This window comes from Bacteroides sp. Marseille-P8574 (assembly GCF_902825465.1).
GTDB lineage: Bacteria > Bacteroidota > Bacteroidia > Bacteroidales > Bacteroidaceae > Bacteroides > Bacteroides uniformis.
On the sequence record NZ_CADEBE010000002.1, the window covers coordinates 569,614 to 590,148 of the forward strand.

General features: G+C 44.6%; 21 protein-coding genes. 5 read left to right on the top strand and 16 right to left on the bottom strand.

Going from position 1 to position 20,535, the window contains the following annotated elements; genetic code table 11:
• Nucleotides 1–11 precede the first annotated feature (11 nt).
• Together pstA and pstC are read right to left on the bottom strand one after the other, a co-directional pair.
• Nucleotides 12–872 carry a phosphate ABC transporter permease PstA gene (gene pstA, locus HUX74_RS14690; RefSeq protein WP_117965847.1) on the bottom strand — a complete coding sequence of 287 codons (861 nt, stop codon included), beginning with the start codon at nucleotides 870–872 and terminating at the stop codon, nucleotides 12–14.
• A 12-nt stretch (nucleotides 873–884) separates the two neighbouring features.
• Entirely contained in the window at nucleotides 885–2,069 is a 1,185-nt protein-coding gene (pstC, locus tag HUX74_RS14695) for a phosphate ABC transporter permease subunit PstC (RefSeq protein ID WP_174646926.1), read from the bottom strand.
• Nucleotides 2,070–2,260: 191 nt separating this feature from the next.
• Between pstC and HUX74_RS14700 the strand changes: the two genes are divergently transcribed.
• The 4 genes from HUX74_RS14700 to HUX74_RS14715 all read left to right on the top strand — a co-directional run bounded on the left by HUX74_RS14700 (nucleotide 2,261) and on the right by HUX74_RS14715 (nucleotide 6,980).
• Entirely contained in the window at nucleotides 2,261–3,082 is an 822-nt protein-coding gene (locus tag HUX74_RS14700) for a PstS family phosphate ABC transporter substrate-binding protein (protein ID WP_138346037.1), read from the top strand.
• Nucleotides 3,083–3,156: 74 nt separating this feature from the next.
• Nucleotides 3,157–4,896 carry a glutamine--tRNA ligase/YqeY domain fusion protein gene (locus tag HUX74_RS14705; RefSeq protein WP_174646927.1) on the top strand — a complete coding sequence of 580 codons (1,740 nt, stop codon included), beginning with the start codon at nucleotides 3,157–3,159 and terminating at the stop codon, nucleotides 4,894–4,896.
• A 4-nt stretch (nucleotides 4,897–4,900) separates the two neighbouring features.
• Nucleotides 4,901–6,313, top strand: a complete 1,413-nt coding sequence (locus tag HUX74_RS14710; protein ID WP_117965856.1) for a tetratricopeptide repeat protein — start codon at nucleotides 4,901–4,903, stop codon at nucleotides 6,311–6,313.
• Between the two features lie 28 nt (nucleotides 6,314–6,341).
• A complete protein-coding gene (locus HUX74_RS14715) occupies nucleotides 6,342–6,980 on the top strand; it encodes a DedA family protein (RefSeq protein WP_174646928.1) in 639 nt (212 codons plus the stop codon).
• 90 nt (nucleotides 6,981–7,070) lie between these two features.
• Here HUX74_RS14715 and tpx read toward each other — a convergent pair whose 3' ends face one another.
• Entirely contained in the window at nucleotides 7,071–7,571 is a 501-nt protein-coding gene (gene tpx, locus HUX74_RS14720) for a thiol peroxidase (RefSeq protein WP_005831317.1), read from the bottom strand.
• A gap of 126 nt (nucleotides 7,572–7,697) precedes the next feature.
• On the opposite strand from tpx, the gene HUX74_RS14725 reads away from it, so the two are divergent.
• Nucleotides 7,698–8,297, top strand: a complete 600-nt coding sequence (locus HUX74_RS14725) for an HdeD family acid-resistance protein (protein ID WP_174646929.1) — start codon at nucleotides 7,698–7,700, stop codon at nucleotides 8,295–8,297.
• A 63-nt stretch (nucleotides 8,298–8,360) separates the two neighbouring features.
• On the opposite strand, the gene HUX74_RS14730 is transcribed toward HUX74_RS14725, so the two are convergent.
• From HUX74_RS14730 to HUX74_RS14790, 13 genes are all read right to left on the bottom strand, one after another.
• Nucleotides 8,361–8,954, bottom strand: coding sequence for a master DNA invertase Mpi family serine-type recombinase (locus HUX74_RS14730; RefSeq protein WP_057089503.1), 594 nt, complete (start codon nucleotides 8,952–8,954; stop codon nucleotides 8,361–8,363).
• Nucleotides 8,955–9,183: 229 nt separating this feature from the next.
• Entirely contained in the window at nucleotides 9,184–10,425 is a 1,242-nt protein-coding gene (locus tag HUX74_RS14735; RefSeq protein ID WP_174646930.1) for a DegT/DnrJ/EryC1/StrS aminotransferase family protein, read from the bottom strand.
• An 86-nt stretch (nucleotides 10,426–10,511) separates the two neighbouring features.
• Nucleotides 10,512–11,174, bottom strand: a complete 663-nt coding sequence (locus tag HUX74_RS14740) for an MBL fold metallo-hydrolase (RefSeq protein WP_174646931.1) — start codon at nucleotides 11,172–11,174, stop codon at nucleotides 10,512–10,514.
• Nucleotides 11,144–13,612 (bottom strand): acyl-CoA reductase, encoded by a 2,469-nt coding sequence (locus HUX74_RS14745; protein WP_254592872.1) that lies wholly within the window; start codon nucleotides 13,610–13,612, stop codon nucleotides 11,144–11,146. Before HUX74_RS14745 ends, HUX74_RS14740 begins: the two co-directional genes overlap by 31 nt.
• A gap of 2 nt (nucleotides 13,613–13,614) precedes the next feature.
• A complete protein-coding gene (locus HUX74_RS14750) occupies nucleotides 13,615–15,048 on the bottom strand; it encodes a class I adenylate-forming enzyme family protein (RefSeq protein WP_174646933.1) in 1,434 nt (477 codons plus the stop codon).
• Between the two features lie 5 nt (nucleotides 15,049–15,053).
• The gene (locus HUX74_RS14755) at nucleotides 15,054–15,284 is read right to left on the bottom strand and encodes an acyl carrier protein (RefSeq protein WP_005832318.1); all 231 of its coding nucleotides are present in this window, start codon (nucleotides 15,282–15,284) and stop codon (nucleotides 15,054–15,056) included.
• Between the two features lie 3 nt (nucleotides 15,285–15,287).
• Nucleotides 15,288–16,253 (bottom strand): transketolase family protein, encoded by a 966-nt coding sequence (locus HUX74_RS14760; protein WP_254592873.1) that lies wholly within the window; start codon nucleotides 16,251–16,253, stop codon nucleotides 15,288–15,290.
• Nucleotides 16,240–17,064: a 1-deoxy-D-xylulose-5-phosphate synthase N-terminal domain-containing protein gene (locus tag HUX74_RS14765; protein ID WP_174646934.1), complete on the bottom strand. Its 825-nt coding sequence runs from the start codon at nucleotides 17,062–17,064 to the stop codon at nucleotides 16,240–16,242. Before HUX74_RS14765 ends, HUX74_RS14760 begins: the two co-directional genes overlap by 14 nt.
• Nucleotides 17,065–17,067: 3 nt before the next feature.
• Complete coding sequence (locus tag HUX74_RS14770) at nucleotides 17,068–17,811, bottom strand: SDR family NAD(P)-dependent oxidoreductase (RefSeq protein ID WP_174646935.1); 744 nt, start codon at nucleotides 17,809–17,811, stop codon at nucleotides 17,068–17,070.
• A gap of 2 nt (nucleotides 17,812–17,813) precedes the next feature.
• Nucleotides 17,814–18,872, bottom strand: a complete 1,059-nt coding sequence (locus tag HUX74_RS14775; protein WP_117652565.1) for a 3-oxoacyl-ACP synthase III family protein — start codon at nucleotides 18,870–18,872, stop codon at nucleotides 17,814–17,816.
• Between the two features lie 18 nt (nucleotides 18,873–18,890).
• Nucleotides 18,891–19,634 (bottom strand): SDR family NAD(P)-dependent oxidoreductase, encoded by a 744-nt coding sequence (locus tag HUX74_RS14780; RefSeq protein WP_117652566.1) that lies wholly within the window; start codon nucleotides 19,632–19,634, stop codon nucleotides 18,891–18,893.
• A 1-nt stretch (nucleotide 19,635) separates the two neighbouring features.
• Nucleotides 19,636–19,869: an acyl carrier protein gene (locus tag HUX74_RS14785; protein ID WP_174646936.1), complete on the bottom strand. Its 234-nt coding sequence runs from the start codon at nucleotides 19,867–19,869 to the stop codon at nucleotides 19,636–19,638.
• Nucleotides 19,870–19,886: 17 nt separating this feature from the next.
• Nucleotides 19,887–20,528: a serine acetyltransferase gene (locus HUX74_RS14790; protein ID WP_174646937.1), complete on the bottom strand. Its 642-nt coding sequence runs from the start codon at nucleotides 20,526–20,528 to the stop codon at nucleotides 19,887–19,889.
• Between the last annotated feature and the right edge of the window lie 7 nt (nucleotides 20,529–20,535).

Here is a 20,535-nt window from a genome sequence, read left to right on the forward strand (position 1 = left end):
TGTATATGTTTTCAATTCGTCTTAATCTTCTTCTCAAAGTATTTCCGCAGGGCGTTCGCCAGCAGGTTCACCAGGAGGATAATGAGTATCAGCACCAGTGCCGTGCCGTAGGCAATAGGAAGCTGCGCTTCCATATCGGTGCCGCTGGTAGAGATGACGTAGAGGTGATAAGGAAGCGCCATGCACTGGTCGAAGATACTTGCAGGCAGCTGTGGCAAGAAGTAGGCGGCACAAGTGAAAAGGATGGGTGCCGTCTCGCCCGAAACACGCCCCAACGCCAGAATCAGTCCGGTGATGATATTGGGCATCCCCATCGGCAGGATGACATGCCAGATGGTCTGAAGCCTGGTAGCTCCCAACGCGCGGCTTCCCTCACGCATGCTGTCGGGAATGGCTTTCAGCGCTTCTTCCGTGGTGCGGATAACCAAAGGCAGACTCAGCAGGCCCAGTGTCAACGAACCTGCCAGGATGCTGTCTCCAAAATCCATATAGTTGACGAACAGAGCCATGCCAAACAGACCGAACACGATGGAAGGGATGCCGCTCAAATTGTTCGTCATCATCCGTATGAAACGTACCACCCAGCCTTTCGGCACATACTCATTCATATAAATGCCACTCATCACTCCCACCGGAAAAGCAAACAAGGCACTGCCCACCATCAAGCAGAACGTACCTACAATGGCAGGAAGGATTCCGCCGGCAGTCATACCGTTGGCAGGAGCCGTAGTGAGGAACTCCCAATCGATGACTCCTATACCTTTATATATAATGAAACCGAGGATAGCAAAAAGAATTCCCACCACACTCAGACTCAACAGACGGAACAAGCCGAATGCCACGTTTTGCGAAAGATGCTTTCTATTGACCATATCTACCTTCTTTTATTTTCGTCTTGGCGAAACTGCTTCCACCGTGAAATTTATCAATAAACTGATGAAGAACAGCACGACACCCAGTAGGAACAATGCTTCGTAGTGAGGTCCGCCGGCAGGTGCCTCGCCCAGCTCCGCGGCAATCGTAGCCGGAATAGTACGCAACGGCTCCAGAATGGTATGGGGAATGACGGCAGCATTGCCCGTCACCATCAGCACAGCCATCGTCTCGCCCACCGCACGGCCGATGCCCAACACCACTCCGGAGGTGATGCCCGAAATGGAGTAAGGAATCACCACCTTATATATAGTCTGCCATTGCGACGCTCCCAGTGCCAGACTGGCTTCGCGCATGGCACGAGGGCAGTTTCTCATCGCATCTTCCGTCACCGTAATGATGGTGGGCAGTGCCATAATGGCAAGCACAATACTGCCCGCCAGCCCACTCTCGCCGACCGGCAAGTCGAAGACCTGCTGCAAAAAAGGCACAATGACAATCAAACCGAAAAAGCCGTAAACCACCGACGGTATGCCACTCAGCAACTCAATGATAGGTTTCAGCAGATTCCTTACCCGGGAATTGGCTACCTCCGACATATAGATTGCCACCGACAGACCAAACGGCAGTGCAAAAAGGATGGCAAACAGACTGACCCACAACGTCCCCGTAATGAGCGGCAAAAAGCCGAACTGTGCAGCAGGTGTTGCCGTGGGAAACCATTCGGCACCGGCAAAGACGTCCTTCACCGAAATGGTGTTGTCTTTCAGCAAATGCACTGAGTCCGGACGAACGATGAACTGCTGCGGTACAAAGGCTATAATAGCGGGCGTACGCTCCACCAGCTCCGTAATGCAAGCACCTGCATTTTCATAGGAAGCGCCCAACTGCTCTTCCGTATAATACTGTGTGATGTCCTCCAAACGGAAAAGGCGGATAGGAAGGTCCTCCCCTCCCACTTCGTTCCAGTTTGTCAGCTCTTCATCAAAGACATCCTTTATCTGTGCCGGAGTCAGTTCGCCCACCCGATTCTCCTTATTCAAAGCCAATACATACCCTTCTTCTATCACCTTGCTGCTGAACAAGCCTAGCGCTTCGGAAAAGAGGAACACGACGATAAGTACGATGGTAAGGCTCGTCACAAAGCCGCTACAAGCCAGTATACCTTCTACAATCTTCTCAAAAATCTTTTTCATGTTGCCTATTGATTTCTGTATGCAAAGGAACGGGCCGGATGTTAAGGCAGTGTGACTAACGTTTGAAAGAAATATTTCAAAGGTGTTACAAAACTGTTACAACGGCCCAAAGCACATTCCATGTAACACATTTGTAATATCCATTACCTTAATTTGCATCATGTGTTTACCCAATTTGCACCATGTGTTTTATGAAGACAAGAAAATTACTCCTACTCCTCGCCCTGGCAGCTGCCACCACCGGCATGCAGGCGCAACGCATCAAAGGCAGCGACACCGTGCTCCCCATAGCGCAGCAGACCGCCGAACGCTTTATGACCCTAAACCCGTCTGCCCGCGTCACCGTGACCGGTGGTGGAACAGGTGTCGGTATTTCAGCCCTGCTGGACCAAACCACGGACATCGCCATGGCTTCACGCGCCATCAAGTTCAGCGAAAAGATGAAAGTCAAAGCTGCCGGAGAAGACTTGGCAGAAGTTCCCATCGCCTACGACGCCCTTGCCGTAGTGGTTCACCCCTCCAACCCGGTGAAACAACTGACCCGGCAGCAACTGGAAGACATCTTCCGGGGCAAAATCACCAACTGGCAACAAGTGGGTGGAGACGACCGCAAAATCGTAGTCTACTCCCGCGAAACTTCCTCCGGTACCTACGAGTTTTTCAAGGAAAGCGTACTGAAAAACAAGAACTACATGAGCAGCAGTCTCTCCATGCCTGCCACTGGAGCCATTATCCAATCCGTCAGCCAGACACGCGGTGCCATCGGATATGTGGGCCTAGCCTATGTATCGCCGCGTATCAAGACACTCGCCGTTTCATACGACGGGCAGCATTATGCCGCTCCCACACTGGAGAATGCCACCAATAAGACTTATCCGATAGTGCGCCCGCTATACTATTATTATAACCGGAAAAACGCCTCGGTCGTAGCCCCTCTGCTCGATTTCATCTTGTCTGCCGCAGGACAGAAAATCATCAAAGAGAGCGGATATATCCCGGTACATAAAGAATAAATCTTCATTCTTCATTCTTCATTCTTCATTTTTTTACCCTATCTTTGTCCCCACGATACGAAAATAGTAACATTATGGCAGAAATAAAGAGCGAAGAAACAAGCGAAAAAAAGAGCTTGAACTTCATTGAGCAAATAGTAGAAAACGATTTGAAAGAGGGTAAAAACGGGGGAAAAGTACAGACACGCTTCCCGCCCGAACCGAACGGTTACCTCCACATCGGACACGCCAAGGCCATCTGCCTTGATTTCGGTATTGCCGCCGCACACGGCGGTGTCTGCAACCTGCGTTTCGATGACACCAATCCCACCAAAGAAGATGTGGAATACGTAGAGGCCATTAAGGAAGACATCCAATGGCTGGGCTACAAATGGGGTAACGAATATTACGCTTCCGACTATTTCCAGCAATTGTGGGACTTCGCTATCCGCCTCATCAAAGAGGGCAAGGCATACATCGACGAACAGACTTCCGAGCAGATTGCCGCCCAGAAAGGCACCCCCACCCAGCCCGGTGTGGAAAGCCCTTACCGCAACCGTCCCATTGAAGAGACACTGGATTTATTCCAGAAGATGAACAGCGGCGAGATTGAGGAAGGTGCCATGGTGCTCCGTGCCAAGATAGACATGGCAAGCCCCAACATGCACTTCCGCGACCCCATCATCTACCGTGTAGTGAAGCATCCGCACCATCGCACGGGTACCACTTGGAAGGCTTATCCGATGTACGACTTCGCCCACGGACAAAGCGACTTCTTCGAAGGCGTGACACACTCGCTCTGCACACTGGAGTTTGTGCCCCACCGTCCGCTCTACGACCTCTTCGTGGACTGGGTGAAGGAAGGCAAAGACCTCGACGATAACCGCCCCCATCAGTATGAGTTCAACAAACTGAACCTCAGCTATACGCTGATGAGCAAGCGCAACCTGCTGATGCTGGTCAAGGAAGGCTTGGTAAACGGTTGGGACGACCCCCGTATGCCGACCATCTGCGGTTTTCGCCGTCGCGGTTACTCTCCGGAGTCCATCCATAAGTTCATCGACAAGATTGGCTATACCACATACGACGCCCTTAATGAATTCGCCCTGCTGGAAAGCGCCGTGCGCGAGGACCTGAACGACCGCGCCACCCGCGTATCCGCCGTATTGAACCCCGTGAAGCTCATCATCACCAACTATCCCGAAGGACAAGTGGAAGAGATGGAAGCCGTCAACAACCCCGAACATCCCGAAGAAAGCAACCACGTCATCGAATTCAGCCGCGAACTTTGGATGGAGCGCGACGACTTCATGGAAGATGCTCCGAAGAAATATTTCCGCATGACACCGGGACAAGAGGTACGTCTGAAGAACGCGTACATCGTGAAGTGCACCGGCTGCAAGAAGAACGACGCCGGTGAAATCACCGAAGTATATTGCGAATACGACCCCGATACCAAGAGCGGTCTACCCGGAGCCAACCGTAAGGTGAAAGGCACCATCCATTGGGTAAGTTGTGCCCACTGCCTCGAAGCAGAAGTGCGCCTCTACGACCGTCTGTGGAAAGTGGAAAACCCGCGCGACGAGCTTGCCGCCATCCGCGAAGCGAAGAACTGCGACGCACTGACAGCCATGAAAGAAATGATCAACCCCGACTCCCTGAATGTGCTGCCCTGCTGCTACATCGAGAAGTACGCTGCCGGCATGCAGCCCCTCTCCTACCTGCAGTTCCAACGTATCGGTTATTTTAATGTTGACAAAGATTCTACGCCAGAAAAAATGGTATTCAACCGTACTGTAGGTCTGAAAGACGTTTGGGGTAAAATCAATAAATAAGAATATGAGTAAAAAAAACCTGCTGTCCGGAAGAGACAAAGAACTGCAAGAAATGGCAGAACAATATGAAGCTGCCAAAGCAGAGAACAGAACCATCTATCTGGACGCAGACGACTTAGCCGACCTCGCAGACTGGTATGCCGTGCATCATAAATATGCCATGGCTACCGAGGTCGTAGAGTATGGCTTGGGAATACATCCGAATAATACAGCCCTGCTGGTGGAACAGGCATACTTGTTCCTCGACACCCAGCATAAAGAGCAAGCCAAGGATATATTGGAACGGATTGCCGAAGAATCTTCCGAAGTGAAAGTGCTGAAAGCCAACCTACTGTTGGGCGAAGGCAAAGAAGAAGAAGCGGAAGCGATACTCGATAGTATAGACGATAAGGACGACCTAGCCAACATCGTCGATGTATCCTATATGTACATAGACATGGGATTCCCGGAAAAAGCATTGACATGGCTGACGCGCGGACTCGAAAAATATGCCGAAGAAGAAGCCTACCTTGCCGTCACTGGCGATTGTTACTACGCCCAGGGACTGTTTGAAAAAGCCACCTTCTTCTTCAATAAGCTGATTGACAAGAATCCGTATTCAGCTCCTTACTGGTTTGGACTGGCCCGTTGCTACTTTGACCAGCAGATGTTCGACAAAGCAATCGAAGCATGCGACTATGCCACGGTGGCCGATGACGAGTTTGCCGATGCCTACCTGATGAAAGGACATTCCTTCTTCCAATTGGGAAATGAGGAAAGTGCCATGGAGAACTACCTGCAGGCCGAAAAATTCCATCTTGTCTCCCACGGTTTCATCAACACCTTCATCGGCCTGAACAAAGCCTCCAAAGGAGAGTGGAAAGAAGGATACGACTATCTGGAAAAAGCCATAACAGCCGAAGACAGCCATGACTTCGCCTTGCCCTCCCTTTATGCCAATGCGGCCCTATGCCTGCACAAGATGGGAAAGAAGCGCAAAGCCCACCAATATTGTAAAAAAGCATACGACCTGTCACCCGAAGAGATAGACCCGTACCTGATTGAGGGACGCATCTACATGGAAGAAGGTGAGTATGAGAAAGGTGTGAAAAAATGGGCCAAAGCCTTAGAGTATGCCCCCTATGCGGATACCTGGCACGAAATAGGCATGTGTAGCATGGAGATAGGACAACTAAGCTATGCCAAGCTGGCCTTTGAACATGTCAAAGAGATGGAACCGGACTTTGAAGGTATCAACGAAAGGCTGACCTCTCTGTATATGCTGCTCAAAGACAAAGAGAACTTCATGAAGTACAACCAGCTGTGCGAACATCCGTTCAGGCTGGAAGAGCTGGACAAATTGCAACAGATACTACAAGAAGATAATCAGGAAGAGCTGGCCCTAGTAATGAAGAATATTTTCAATGCATTACAATAACAGTAATTATATACCACTAATCTAGCAAATGGAATCAGTAGCCTTTATCCAATGGTGTCTCGACCACCTCAATTACTGGACCATCACTTTATTGATGGCCATTGAAAGTTCGTTTATTCCCTTCCCTTCGGAAGTTGTAGTCCCTCCTGCCGCTTGGAAAGCCGCCAACAATGACAACATGAATATATATCTGGTGGTATTGTTTGCAACCATAGGGGCAAATATCGGAGCCTTGATAAACTACTATCTGGCAAAATGGCTGGGACGCCCCATCATTTACAAGTTTGCCAACAGCCGTTTCGGGCACATGTGCCTCATCGACGAAGCCAAAGTGCAGCATGCGGAAGAATATTTTGACAAGCATGGAGCCGTATCAACCTTTGTCGGCCGCCTGATACCTGCTGTTCGCCAGTTGATATCCATCCCTGCCGGTCTGGCACGCATGAAACTGGGAACTTTCTTGCTGTACACTACCTTGGGTGCGAGCCTTTGGAATTCCATCTTGGCTTTCATCGGATATTACTTGTCCACAGTACCCGGCATCGAGAACGAGGAACAGCTGCTTGCCAAAGTAACGGAATACAGCCATGAGATAGGTTATGTATTTATCGGCATCGGTGTACTCATCGTGGCATTCTTCATCTATAAAGGAATGAAGAAGAAATAAAAAAGAAAACGGCATGATAATAAAAAAGCGGTGGACAGCATGATAAATTCTGTCCACCGCTTTTTATTGCTTAGCCCAAACCCAAACTTTCTACTTTACGGCTGCAATAGCTTTATCATAGTCTGGTTCTTGCGTAATTTCAGGTACCAATTCCGTATAGGCAATCTTTCCATCCTTACCGATAACCACTACCGAACGTGCCAGCAAACCGGCAAGCGGTCCGTCTGCCATGCGTACCCCGTAGTTTTCATCAAAATCGGAAAAACGGAAATCAGACAAAGGAATCACATTCTCAATACCCTCCGTTGTACAGAAACGTGCATGTGCAAAAGGCAAGTCCTTGGAGATTGCCAACACCACGGTATCGGGCAGGCCGGCAGCCAGTTTGTTGAACTTACGTACAGAAGTAGCGCACACACCAGTGTCAAGGCTGGGGAAAATATTCAAAATAACATTCTTCCCGTTCAGTTCCTTCAAAGAGAATGAAGACAAATCTGTTTTTACCAATTCGAAATCGGGGGCAACAGAGCCCACCTTTATAAATTCACCGATAACCTTTACCGGTTGTCCTTTAAATTTTGTTGTAGCCATAGTTTTATCAAATTATATGTATACATAACAAATTACATACAGAAAAAGTTCACCCGAAACTTTTTTCCGGATAAACTGTTATTCTACAGACGAATTAATGATAATCACTTAAAAAATTAAATTCACATGAAAACTATTTTTGACGAACTTCAGCAGGAAGTAAAGAATTGGTGGATTTCACTCATTCTTGGTATTCTTTATGTAATAGTGGCTATAAGCCTGATGTTCTCCCCTCTCAGCGGGTATGCGGTATTGAGCATTCTGTTCAGCGTCTCCATGTTGTTCAGCGGTCTGCTGGAAATATCCTTTGCAGTAAGTAACCGTAGAAGGGTATCCAGTTGGGGATGGTATCTGGCTGGAGGCATCATCGACATGATTCTGGGATTCTACCTGATAGCCTATCCGATACTCAGCATGGAAGTCATTCCGTTCATCATCGCCTTCTGGCTGATGTTCCGCGGCTTCTCATCCGTAGGCTATGCCATGGACCTCAAAAGATATGGGACAAGAGACTGGGGATGGTACGTTGCTTTCGGTATTCTTGCCGTCATCTGCTCGCTCATCATCTTGTGGCAACCGGCAGTAGGCGCCCTTTACGCCGTGTACATGATTTCGTTTGCATTCCTGATTATAGGTTTCTTCCGTATCATGCTGTCATTCGAGCTGAAAAACCTGCACAAGCGCGGGAAAGAGTGGAAGGAAAAGAAAGAAGTATCAGCCGAATAAGTAGCCCACACGAAGCGTGTCAAAAGGAATCCCACCTTTGACACCTTCGTTTAGCTGAATTGCTCAATAGTGTCTCAGAAAACGGAACATCGTAGTCCGTGACACTCCCATCTGCCGGGCAAGCTCAGCACACGACTCTCCTCTTTGGTGCTCCCTTACAAGCTTCCTCTTGTTCGCATAGAGTATCTTCATTTTGGGTGTGTCCCCTTTCTTCCTGCCCAGATGTTTTCCTTCTTTCCTCCGTCGTTCCAAGGCTTCTTTGGTGCGCATGGAAATCAGATTACGCTCTATCTCGGCCATCAGTCCAAAAGCAAATCCTAGCACTTTGCTATTGATGTCATTCTGGAACACATACCCCTCTTTGGTACTGTACAGCACCACTCCCCTTTTGATGCAGGAGTTAAGAATGGTCATTATCTCCAGCAGTGTCCGGCTAAGCCGCGAAATCTCCGTTATAATCAAGGAGTCTCCCGGTTTCATCCGGTCCAACAAGCCCGCCAGTTTACGCTCTTTGCTACTCACTTTTCCGCTGACCGTCTCCATGTACCATCTGTCGATGCTCAACCCGTTCTTCTCCGCAAAGCGTATAATTTCCTCGCGCTGATTCTCTAAAAACTGTTTTTCTGTACTTACTCTTAAATAAGCTACTACTGCCATAATTGATAAACGTTTATTGGTTATTATTCACCGCCAAAGAACGGTTATTCAAATAAGAGTGGCAACACACAACTATGGCTCTCTATCAAAGAAGATCACATTATGAATATCCCCCGAAGTCAGAGAAGATTCTCGGTACCCATCTCAAATATGCCTATAAACAAAGAAAACAGCCCCACTGAAGCTGTTTTCTGAAATTAGTTCATAAAAAATTGATACTATGTAGATTTCATAGTATACTCTCCTTCATTTCATTCACTATGTATCTCACATCCTCATCCGTCACATAAGGACCACTCGGCAAGCAAAGACCACGCCTGAACAAACCCTCACTGACACCATTCACATAGGCAGGATTAGCTGCATAAACCGGCTGGAGATGCATAGGCTTCCATAAGGGACGGCTCTCGATACCGGCTTTATCCAAGCAAATACGCATGGCTTCCACATTACGGTTGGGCTCACAAGAGGTATGGGCACTCATTGACTCATGCGTAACACCCGCGGCACCACCAACGGCACCTTTCACTGTCTCACGGTAGGCATCCTCCTCACCTCTCACATGCAGATTCCCGTCAAGCAGTACCGTGTTCAGCCAATAATTGCTGTCATAACGTCCGGAAGGATTCTCATGAAGCGTGATTCCCTCCACATCGGCCAACAACTTACGATACAGACCGCACAGATGCTTATGGTGCGCTATGTGCTCATCCACCACCGTCATCTGACCGCGGCCGATTCCCGCACAAATGTTACTCATCCTATAATTATAGCCTATACGCTCATGCTGGTAGTAGGGATAGGACTCACGGGCCTGGGTAGCATAGAACATTATCTCACGCTTGGACTCTTCATCAGGGCAAATCAAAGCACCGCCACCGCTGGTGGTTATCATCTTGTTGCCATTGAAAGAAAGCACACCATATTTGCCAAAAGTTCCGAGGACTTGCCTGTCAAACTTGCTTCCAAAGCCTTCGGCGGCATCCTCTATGACCGGAATACCATATTTATCTGCCACTAACATGATTTGGTCTATCCTGTAGGGCATTCCATACAAAGCTACCGGAACAATTGCTTTAGGTTTCCGCCCGATCTTGTCGATACGGTCCCTGATAGCCTGCTCCAGAAGTACCGGGTCCATATTCCATGTATCAGCCTCAGAATCCACGAATACCGGAGTGGCACCGAGGTAGGTCACCGGATGGGAAGAGGCACAAAAGGTAAAGCTTTGTACTATCACTTCGTCACCCTGACCAACTCCGCAAGCGAGCAGGGCCAGATGCACAGCAGCAGTACCGGCACTTAAAGCCACTACCTTTTTATTCAGCCCAACAAAGCGTTCCAAATCCTGCTCGAAGGCATTCACATTCGGGCCAAGCGGAACCACCCAGTTGGTATCAAAGGCTTCTTGTATGAAGCCCATCTCCTTGCCGCTCATGTGGGCGAGGCAAAGATAAATTCTTTTATCCATTTCTTTGTAAAATAAATCAAGTTCATTCGACAGAAGAAGAACTCTTCCGCCTCACATAATAGGGGATAAATAACCAATAAAACAGCCTATAAATATACTTCCGGCTGAAAGTTCTCATAATTCTCACCATGACCGGGACATAAACGACACCCCTTCGATAAAGAAAGAATACGTTGTCGGGATAGTTCTGCGGACATTTTATTGCTGTTAGGAAATGAAGCGGACACTTTTACCCCTGGTATAAACGCATCACCTGTAAACAAACAATTGCCAAATTTGTAAGTCAAACAACTTCTATCATGACCGGGAGTCTCATAAACTTCTACTCCAGCACTTCCATATAAATATACAGTATCCCCTTCTTTCAGTTCTTTCATGACACTATAATGTTGAAATACATAAGGACACAAACTATAGCGCGATAAATTCAATTTATCGGAGTACAATCCTTCCTTTCCAAAAGCAGAGATATAGATGGGAGTTTCCGGATATTCATCAATGATGGAGTCCAAGCCATATATATGATCAAAATGGGAATGAGTAATGAAAATACCTTTCAAAGGTAATCCCCGATTGCTTATGTTCTCAATTATAGGGATAGGATCTCCACAATCAATCAAAAAACATAGGCCATAATTCCTGCTTATTGCCAAATAAGTATTTGATTCAAATACAGAATTGACAATCCGAACAATCTCAATCATTTCCACTTTACCCGTCAACAAAGAGGACCGCTCAAGGTATTCCATCTGACCAATCTATCAATCAGAAACAGTCCATCCCACGGCATTTCAAAGTTCAACATCCTGCCTATCAAAGGGCATCGGGCAACACCTGCCATTGTAGCCTTATTTGCAAAATCAATGGCCTTATCTTCAGGAGCAGCAATACCAATCGTCTGGATATAATCCTGAACATGTACTAATGCATCATTTATGTGATCCACCGGATGTATCATAAGCACACGTGAATACACTGGCTTACAAAGCTCATTATCCTCTGAATAAAGTACTGTCCATGACATCGTATCACTTCCCCAAACTCTACCTTTAAAATCATATACTCCCCTGGACGAATGAACAGCAGATATCTGTTCCGGAGATATGAATGGTTTAGGAATTTGGGCTTCCGTTTTGGGAAATGCCTCCGCTAAAATTTCACAGAAACGCTCAGGGGTAACTATTCCTCCTTTCTCAATATAAAGATTATGAGGTGATGCACAACCGGACTGGTCAAAAACAGATACATCTACCGACACTCGTCTTGCCAATTTCTTCGCAGCATGCTCCGATGACAGTTCCTCCCTAGCAATTACCGCATAAGACAATTTGGGGCCGAAAACAACTGTTTCACAGTCAATCATCGAAGGATACTTTGCCACTGTCTCAACCGCCTCTTTCCCTCCCCATGCAATTCTGACCTGGGCAGACCCGGACATCAACTCTCCCATTTTTTTTGCATCTCTCGAGAAATATACAACAGCCACAGTATCCATCAGAGCCGAACCTTCAAGTGTATAGCCATCCTCAGTTGTATAAGTAACTCCTTCAAACGCATTCAAAAGCGCACGGAACACACCGTCATCCTTGGCAGAGACCTTTAATAAGTTCACATTTTTAGTTATGATACATTGGACCAAGGCAAACACACCTAATATTTGTACATTGCCTGCCATCCAATGACAAGCCAGTCCTCGCGAATTTGCCTTCAAGAAATGTTTTGAAGAATTTGGAAAATGCAAGAAGGTATCGCAATACCTTATATTCCCCCTCAGACCCTCTTCGGCTATCTGCCTTAAATGAGACGCTTCACACCAATTCGACAAGAACAGCAAGCCTTTGTCCTTCAAAAAGGAAAAACGTTCATCGGACAGCCATTTCTTTGCGACTTCACCAATGATGCCAATCAGTGCCTCGACCGGTTGCTGCCGGAGCCAGTCCAGTTTATCATTCAGACAAGAAATAATACCCTGCAGCTGCTCCTCTCCCGTATTCCCTTTCAAAGTTCCCCTGAAATATTGAATGTCCAGATGAGAGTCCGACTTTATTTCCGTCCCTTCTTTCTGTTGAAACACCAACTTGGAGGAAAGAATATCCCCACATCCTCTGACCTCCGCTTTCTTCAACCGTCCGACAATACGGAACCTCTGTCCCGGACGTCCATAAGGACAAGGTGAATCTTCCAGAATGCCGATATCATCTGTCAATACCACATTGCCCGGATAAGAATGAGGAATAGGAGTTATAAATTCAAGCATCCCTTCCTTTCCCGCCGGAAGGACACTTCTTGTAACGGTATCGCGGGCCAGGACTTTCACATAAGAAGAGGCATGCTTACAGCCACAGGCACAATCCGGATAATTCAACCCCATCTGCTCTGTAAATCCATAAATGTCGATGACATCTTCCGGACAAATGCCAAAGCACCGCGCTAATTGCTCATTAAAAAGTTCTTTGCTTATTTTCTCACTTTCCAATTTTTTCCAACCGCCAATATGGATTATCTTGGAACCTTCAGGCAAATGCAGTCTCACATCTGATTCCAGTATTGACTTCAATACATGTTGATACAATATATAAGTGAATCCAAAAACCACAACAGGCTGTCCGGATGGCAATTCTTTTATAAATGCCTGAATGCCTTCCACATCAAAATATGAGAGACCATTCTCATCCGCTTTCAGAAAATAACCGACTTTACTCGCAAACTTAAGATACCCGGTCACCGCGGCAAATCTTGCTCCAAGCAATTTTCTGGAGGCAGAACGGGGATCAATATCCATAATCAGGAAAGGTTTCCTCTCTTTGCCAATGAATTCACTGACCACCTTTACCATTGCTTTACCTTGTCTTTTTGCTGTTATCTTATCAATGACTACGGTACTCGGTATTCCTGAAGTGGCAGAGGACTGTAATGCCAAAGTCAGCTCTTCCCAGGGAACTGAATTCAAGTTGAATCCCAATTCCTTGAATACACTGACGGCCACAGGCGGAAGTTCATCCACCGAATGAATCGGCTCATGAGGATTAAAGTTCTTCCTCTCACAAAAATGCCGATACATCTCATTGTGCTCATAGTGGAAAACGAGCTCATCACGCAGAGCTTCTATAAACAAATTATCACATTCTTCACTCCCGTCATAAGGAGGTCTGTTCAACAGTTCTTCAACCATGCTTCGTTCATTCATAATCATTTCAATAATAACCGTTGTATCTTGCCCGATGTTGTTCGGGGGATACTATCAATATGTTCCAGATAGACCGGTATCTTATAATTCTCCACCAGAGCCCCCATCTCTTTCCGGACCCTTTCATCATCCTCTTCCGTCAAGCAGCCAACGATGAAAGCCTTCACGACTTCTCCCATCACATCATCATGCACACCGATGCATGCAGACTCCTCAATACCCGGAATGGAGTTCAAGGCCTCTTCGACCTCAATCGGACTGACTTTTTTCCCACCGACATTGATAATCTCCTTTTTACGGCTTTTTAGATATATATAGCCGGAGTAATCAATGTAGCCCCAATCTCCGGTTTTGAAATAGCCGTTATAAAAATCATTCCTGAAGATATCTTCTGATACTCCCCAATAGCCAGCACACACATGTCCGCCCTTTACGCACAACTCGCCCTCCTGCCCTGTCGCAAGTAAATTTCCTTGTTCATCACAAACGACAATCTCCGTACCGGGAGAAGACTTGCCCACTGAATCCAAATGTTCCATATCGGTATGGAAATCGATAAAAGCGCTTCTCGAAGCTTCGGTCAACCCATAGTGCATACATATCTTAGTATCAGGCAACAGACGCATCAATCTCTCTTTCTCAGTTTTCGGCATAAATGCACTGCCTATCTCTATATACCTCAATTGGGAGGCATATCGGGCAATCCTATCCGCACTCATCTTGGCAATATAGGCCCAGCTGGCAGGCACCATACCAAACCCCGTGACCCTGCATCTTTCTATCTCACCGAAAAATCTCTTCATGCTGGCAAAGCTGCCCAAAAGGACTAGAGTGGCGCCTTTAGCCAGTACACATCTCAGCCGGCCCAAGCCGAAAGAATGACTGATAGGCAAAGCCAGCAATTCAATATCCTCGGAAGTATTCCCTATGAAAGTATTTATATTATTTGCAGCGGACAATTGGTTGGAGTAGGACAAAACCACCCCTTTGGGCATACCGGTGGTACCGGTAGTAAACAGAAGGTCGGCAATATCCCTCTCTTGAGGAAAAACCACATCAAAATCCTTATCGAATCCTATCTCTGTGAACGGAAGCACCTCATGTCCCCCTTTATTGCGTAGCTCGCCGATAATCATGGAAGGTGCTGCACAATCAATGATCCTTTCCAGACGGGTTACATTGGTCTCCGGATCAATCGGGACACAAATACACCCTGCCAGATGCGCTCCAAAATAGGCATAAATGAAATCTATATTTTTACTTGCAGAGACAATGATCCGGTCGCCCTTTCCCACTCCCTTAGAAATGAAATAGGCAGCCGTATGCTTGATATTGTTCCACAAGACACGATAAGAGACAGTCACTTCCCCCGAAATGACGGCCGTCTTTTCGGGAGAAGTAATTGAATGCCGATATATGATTTCCTCTATCACCATAATTATTACAACTTTTCCTCCACAGCTGCTATGATATCATGGACATCTTCCAGATCCATCATCTCTTCCGGCTCAAAATTGATATCAAAGGCCTCTTCTACATTAGAAAGGATTGTCAAATGTCCCATAGAATCCCATTGGGGAAAATCACCGATTGTACTATTCTCATTAACATTGGATACTTCCGTTTCACAGACAGAAGCTACAATCTCAAATACTTTTTCTTTTACGTTCATAATTTATCTATTTATAAATGACATAATCCGTTCTACGACTTTATCAGTTGATAATCCGTTCTGTTCCATCATATAAGGATAGTCACCCACTATGGAAAAACTATCCGAAGCTCCTATTTTCAGCAATTTAGGATGTGAGTTATATTGTGATAAGTAATCTGCCAAGGAGTCGCCCATACCTCCAACCATACGGTGTTCTTCAAGAGAAACAATAAAAGGCGCATTAAAATCTATAACTTCAATATCCAGAGGTTTGACAGTATGCATATCGACAACAGAAGCAGAAACTCCTTTCCCTGCTAAAATTTCAGCTGCCTGCATAGCAATATACACCATACTTCCGGTAGCTATGATCTGCAAATCCTTCCCCTTTCGCAGAGTGACAGACTTACCCACTTTGAAATCAAAATCCTCGTGATAGACAATGGGAGTTACAGTTCCCCCATACAAGCGAATATATACGGGGCTTTCCAACTGTACCGCAGCCTCAAGAGCCTTCATTGCCTCCAATGCATCACAAGGAGCTATTACTGTCATACCGGGAATTGTTTTCATCAATGAAATATCCTCCAACGCATAGTGGGTATTTCCCATTAGTGTCAACGAAAATCCGGAACCAATCCCCACAAGAACTTGTCCCGAATGCATATACCCCAAGAATTGGCGGACTTGTTCAAAGCAACGCATTGAAACAAAACAAGCCTGGGCTACTGATATTGTTTTATATCCTTCATCCGTCAATCCAGCTGCCACTCCAATCATGTTTTGCTCAGCAATTCCTAAGTTGAAAAACTTGTCTGGATACAAGGATTTGAATTTATCAAGTCCGGCAGGTGTTGACATATCAGCCGAGAGAACAATCACATTATCCTTTTTCCGAGCCACATCGGGCAATGTAATACCAAACATACTTCCACCTTGTCCTAAAGCTGAATAAATCTTAGGATTAATCTTACTATTTCCCATCATACATTGCTTTTATATCTTCTACAGCTTTTTTATATTTCTTCAATGACAACACGCAATGATGCGCCATCTTATTATTCATCAGAAATGAAATACCATTCGCTTTTACTGTATCTGCGACAATCACCCTTGATACGTCAGATGGCTTATTCAAAACGCATAGCAACTCCTCTATAGAATGCCCATTTACGACCTCCACTTCCAAACCAAACGACTTAAACTTTTCTTCCAAAGAGTATTGGTTCATGATTTCTTTGGTAGAACCATCTAGTTGATAGCCATTTCTATCTACAATGATTATAAGATTATTCAGTTTAAAATTTGCAATAGACATCAATGACTCCCATACGATTCCCTCGTCACACTCTCCATCACCCAATAGCACATAGACTTTATTACTCTGGTGCTTTTTCTGCATAGCCAAAGCTACTCCTACAGCATAAGATAGCCCCAAGCCAAGACTACCTCCCGAAAATTCTATTCCATAAGTTAAATTCCGATGTGGGTGTCCATGAAAAGAGGTACCATTCTTATCAAATGTGGATAAATCTTTCTCACACAGCAGGCCTTTCTTCCACAAGGCCGTATAGTAGGCCAAAACGCAATGTGCCTTACTAATGATTATCCGGTCCCTTTTCTCGTCAAATGTATCATCCACATAAGCTACCGAATAGAGCGCTGCAAATATTTCCATGGCAGAGAAAGCTCCACCTATATGAGAACCGTTACCGCCCGTACTCAAAGCCATTTCAAGAGCCTTAAGCTTCATATCATAACAATCTTTTTCCAGGCTAATTATTTTATTTTCAATCATATTCTATACTCCCCCCGTAATTTTTATAACTTCACCGTCAATATATGACGAATCATCACTAGCAAGAAATGAAACGACTTTAGCCACTTCCTCCACAGTGCCCAATCTTTTCAATGATGTATCGTTAACCAGTTGCCCCCTCACTTTGCTATCAACAGAGGTACTCATATCTGTATCAAAATACCCCGGTGCTACAGCATTCACTCGAATCTTGGCTGAAGCAAGTTCTTTTGCCCAACAAGTAGTCATGCTTATAAGGGCTGCTTTACTGGCTCCATATACAGTGTTACCCACGGTCGGTTTCAAAGCTGCAATAGATGCCACATTGATTATAGATGCCGATTTTGAGCGCAACATCAATTTCACAATTCCTTGTGTAATCTGCAGGGGAGCAAAATAATTCACTTGCATCACCCTATGGGCATCTTCCATCTTCAATCGGAGTAACCCGTCCGTATTCAATATACCGGCATTATTCACAAGTATATCTATGACAATTTTTAAAGAGTATATTTTTTTTAAAGCAATCCGTATGGCATCCTCATCAGACAAGTCAAAATAGATAGGATATATCTGTATTCCATATTCTGATTGGCATTGCCTATAGAAAGCATCCTGCTCAGCTGTCTGTTTACGAGTGCAAGCTATAATATTGGCTCCACCGACAACCAGCTCTTGCATTATTGCCTTGCCTATACCTCGATTACAACCCGTAATGAGGGCAGTACGTCCTTCAAGTCTTTTCATAATTAATCCAATTCAATCAGAGGCAGGCATATAATATGGTCTAGTTTAATATAAGCACTCCCCCAAGACAAACCTGAACCAAAACCACAAATTACAACATCAGCATCTTCTAAAGATAATTTTTCACCTATACCAACAACCATTGTAATAGGTATAGAAGCACTGCTTGTATTCCCATATTGCATCAAAGAGAAAGGTATTTTGTCAGCTGGTACTTTCAACTTCTTACCTATTTTATCATCCATATATTTGTTAGCTTGATGTAAAATCAGATAATCAATATCATCCAATGAGAAATCATAATATTCCGTAAGAGATTTAATACTGGCTGGAGGTTCCTTGATGGAAAATCCAAATACATTCATACCATCAAGAACGGATTGAGTACGGTTACGAATAATCCCGGGTTCCACTTCAATCATTCTCATAGACTCTTCTGTTATCGGATGGCGCATACCACCATCAAGATTAATAATTGCATCACCTCTTGAGCCATCTGTTGCAAAATGGAATAACATAGGGCTTGCTCCTTCATTAAACTCTAAAGCGGTAGCTGTACCTCCATCACCATGCAAAGGCCATATGGTCTTATCTAATGGTGATTGCAATTGAGAAGTTGTTTCTCCTACCAATAACAACCCCTTCTTTATTCCGCCATTCTGCATAAGCCCTGCAATGACAGACAAACCGTAAACATATCCGGAACATGCTAAAGGTACATCTATCGCGTAACACTCTTTAGACAATCCAAGTTTGTCCTGGAGGAGTGCAGAAGTATGGGGAGTAAGATAATCACGAGACAATGACACATATATCAATGCCCCAATATCCTGCTTATTCCATTGAAGCCTTTCTATCAATTGCTCTGCTGCTTCATAACACAAATCCGAACAGCACATGCCTTTTGGGACCATCCTGGAGCGCTCAATATGCGTTAATGCTATCACCTTATCTGCCTCGCCAGGAGAAAAAAAACTCAAGTCTTTTATTTCTTTGACTATTTTTGGAACAGCAGCAGCAACCCCTGCAAACTTTACATTAGAAAATGATAAAAATGCCATATCTCAATTTATAAGTAATTACAATGAATATCCACCATCTATTTTTAAACTTGTTCCCGTAACCCATGATGAAGCATCTGATAATAAATAAATAATCCCCCATGCCACATCATTGGGTAATCCATAACGTTTAAGTGGATAATTGCTAATATCTTTTTGTTTTTGTTCCTCTGTAAAACTATCAATATCATTAATAGGAGTATCTACCATTCCTGGATTTACACTGTTTACTCTTATCCCCTTTACAGCTAATTCTATGGCCGCATTCTTCATGAAACCATCTATTGCACTTTTAGTCATGGAATACATTGCATTACCAATATCTACCGAATAAACACCAGAAATAGAGGAAGTAAAAACCATAGATGAACCACGTTTCATCTTTTTCTTTTTTATGAGAAATTGTGTCAGATAAATAGGTGCCAAAGCATTAGTATTCAAAATATGCTGCAATTCTTCACGCTTAATAAAAGCAATAGGTTGTTTACCACCAATACCTGCATTATTCACACAACCATGTATTTCAGGCAATTCTTTGACAAACATTTCTAATGCATCAACATCTGTCAGATCAAGAATTCTCATTATATGCCCCTCTCCTTCCAGTTGAGAAAATGTCTCTTCTAATCGTTCTTTATTTCTTCCCACTAAAATAAGTTTTGCCCCCAAACGAGAGCACTCTACTGCAGTGGCTTTTCCTATGCCCGAAGAAGCTCCTGTCACCAAAATTGTCTTGCCAGATAAAGAATAAGGATTGTACATATCAAGCTCTTTTTGATGCTACTCGATTATATAAATCTTCTATAGTTCTTGAAGCTAAAATATCGTCCCCTTTCAACTGTACATCATATTCTTCATCTGCCATCGCCATTACCGATAAAGCAATCAATGATGACCACTCGTCCAACTCTTTAAATACAGTCTCAGCAGTAAACACAATCTTTTCAGTTTCATCAAACTGTTCTGCAAAATGCTCTATAAAATCATTTAAGTCCATGATTAATTATTTTATTATTAATATTTAATTAAAGCAGCAGGATTACCCATATATGTTGAATTGTCTTTCGTAGAACGAATTATAACACTTCCGGCACCTACCACAGTATTATTTCCAACCTCCTTTTTCTGTAACACGATGGAAGAAACACCGAAATAGTTTTCATTTCCAATTGTAGTCTCGCCAGAAACACGTACTCCTGGCATAAAAGAATTATAATTACCTATTACAGCATCATGTCCAACTATAACATCTCCGTTGAAAGCGTTGAAATCACCAATTGTTACATGGCAACTTATATGGCAATCCCAAGAAAAAATATTTCCCTTACCTATCTGCATATTTTTAGAATCAGCAAATCTTAAATTGGGAGCATAAATATTGGGAAATATAATATTGTCATTGTATATCCCTGAAACGATGGAAGCTACTCCATGAGGGTTACCAATGGCTATTATCACATTAAGTTGCCGAGAATAAGCATTTAGATAATCCATTCCACCTAAAACCCGACCATATTCGTTTTCATCGCCAACACTTTTTGCATCATCTATGAAACCTACAAAATTCCAAACCTGTTTCTTTTTATTTATAGCACAAAGCAAACAAGCTATTTCACGTCCAAAACCGCCTGCACCATAAATTACTACATCTTTCATATTCTTA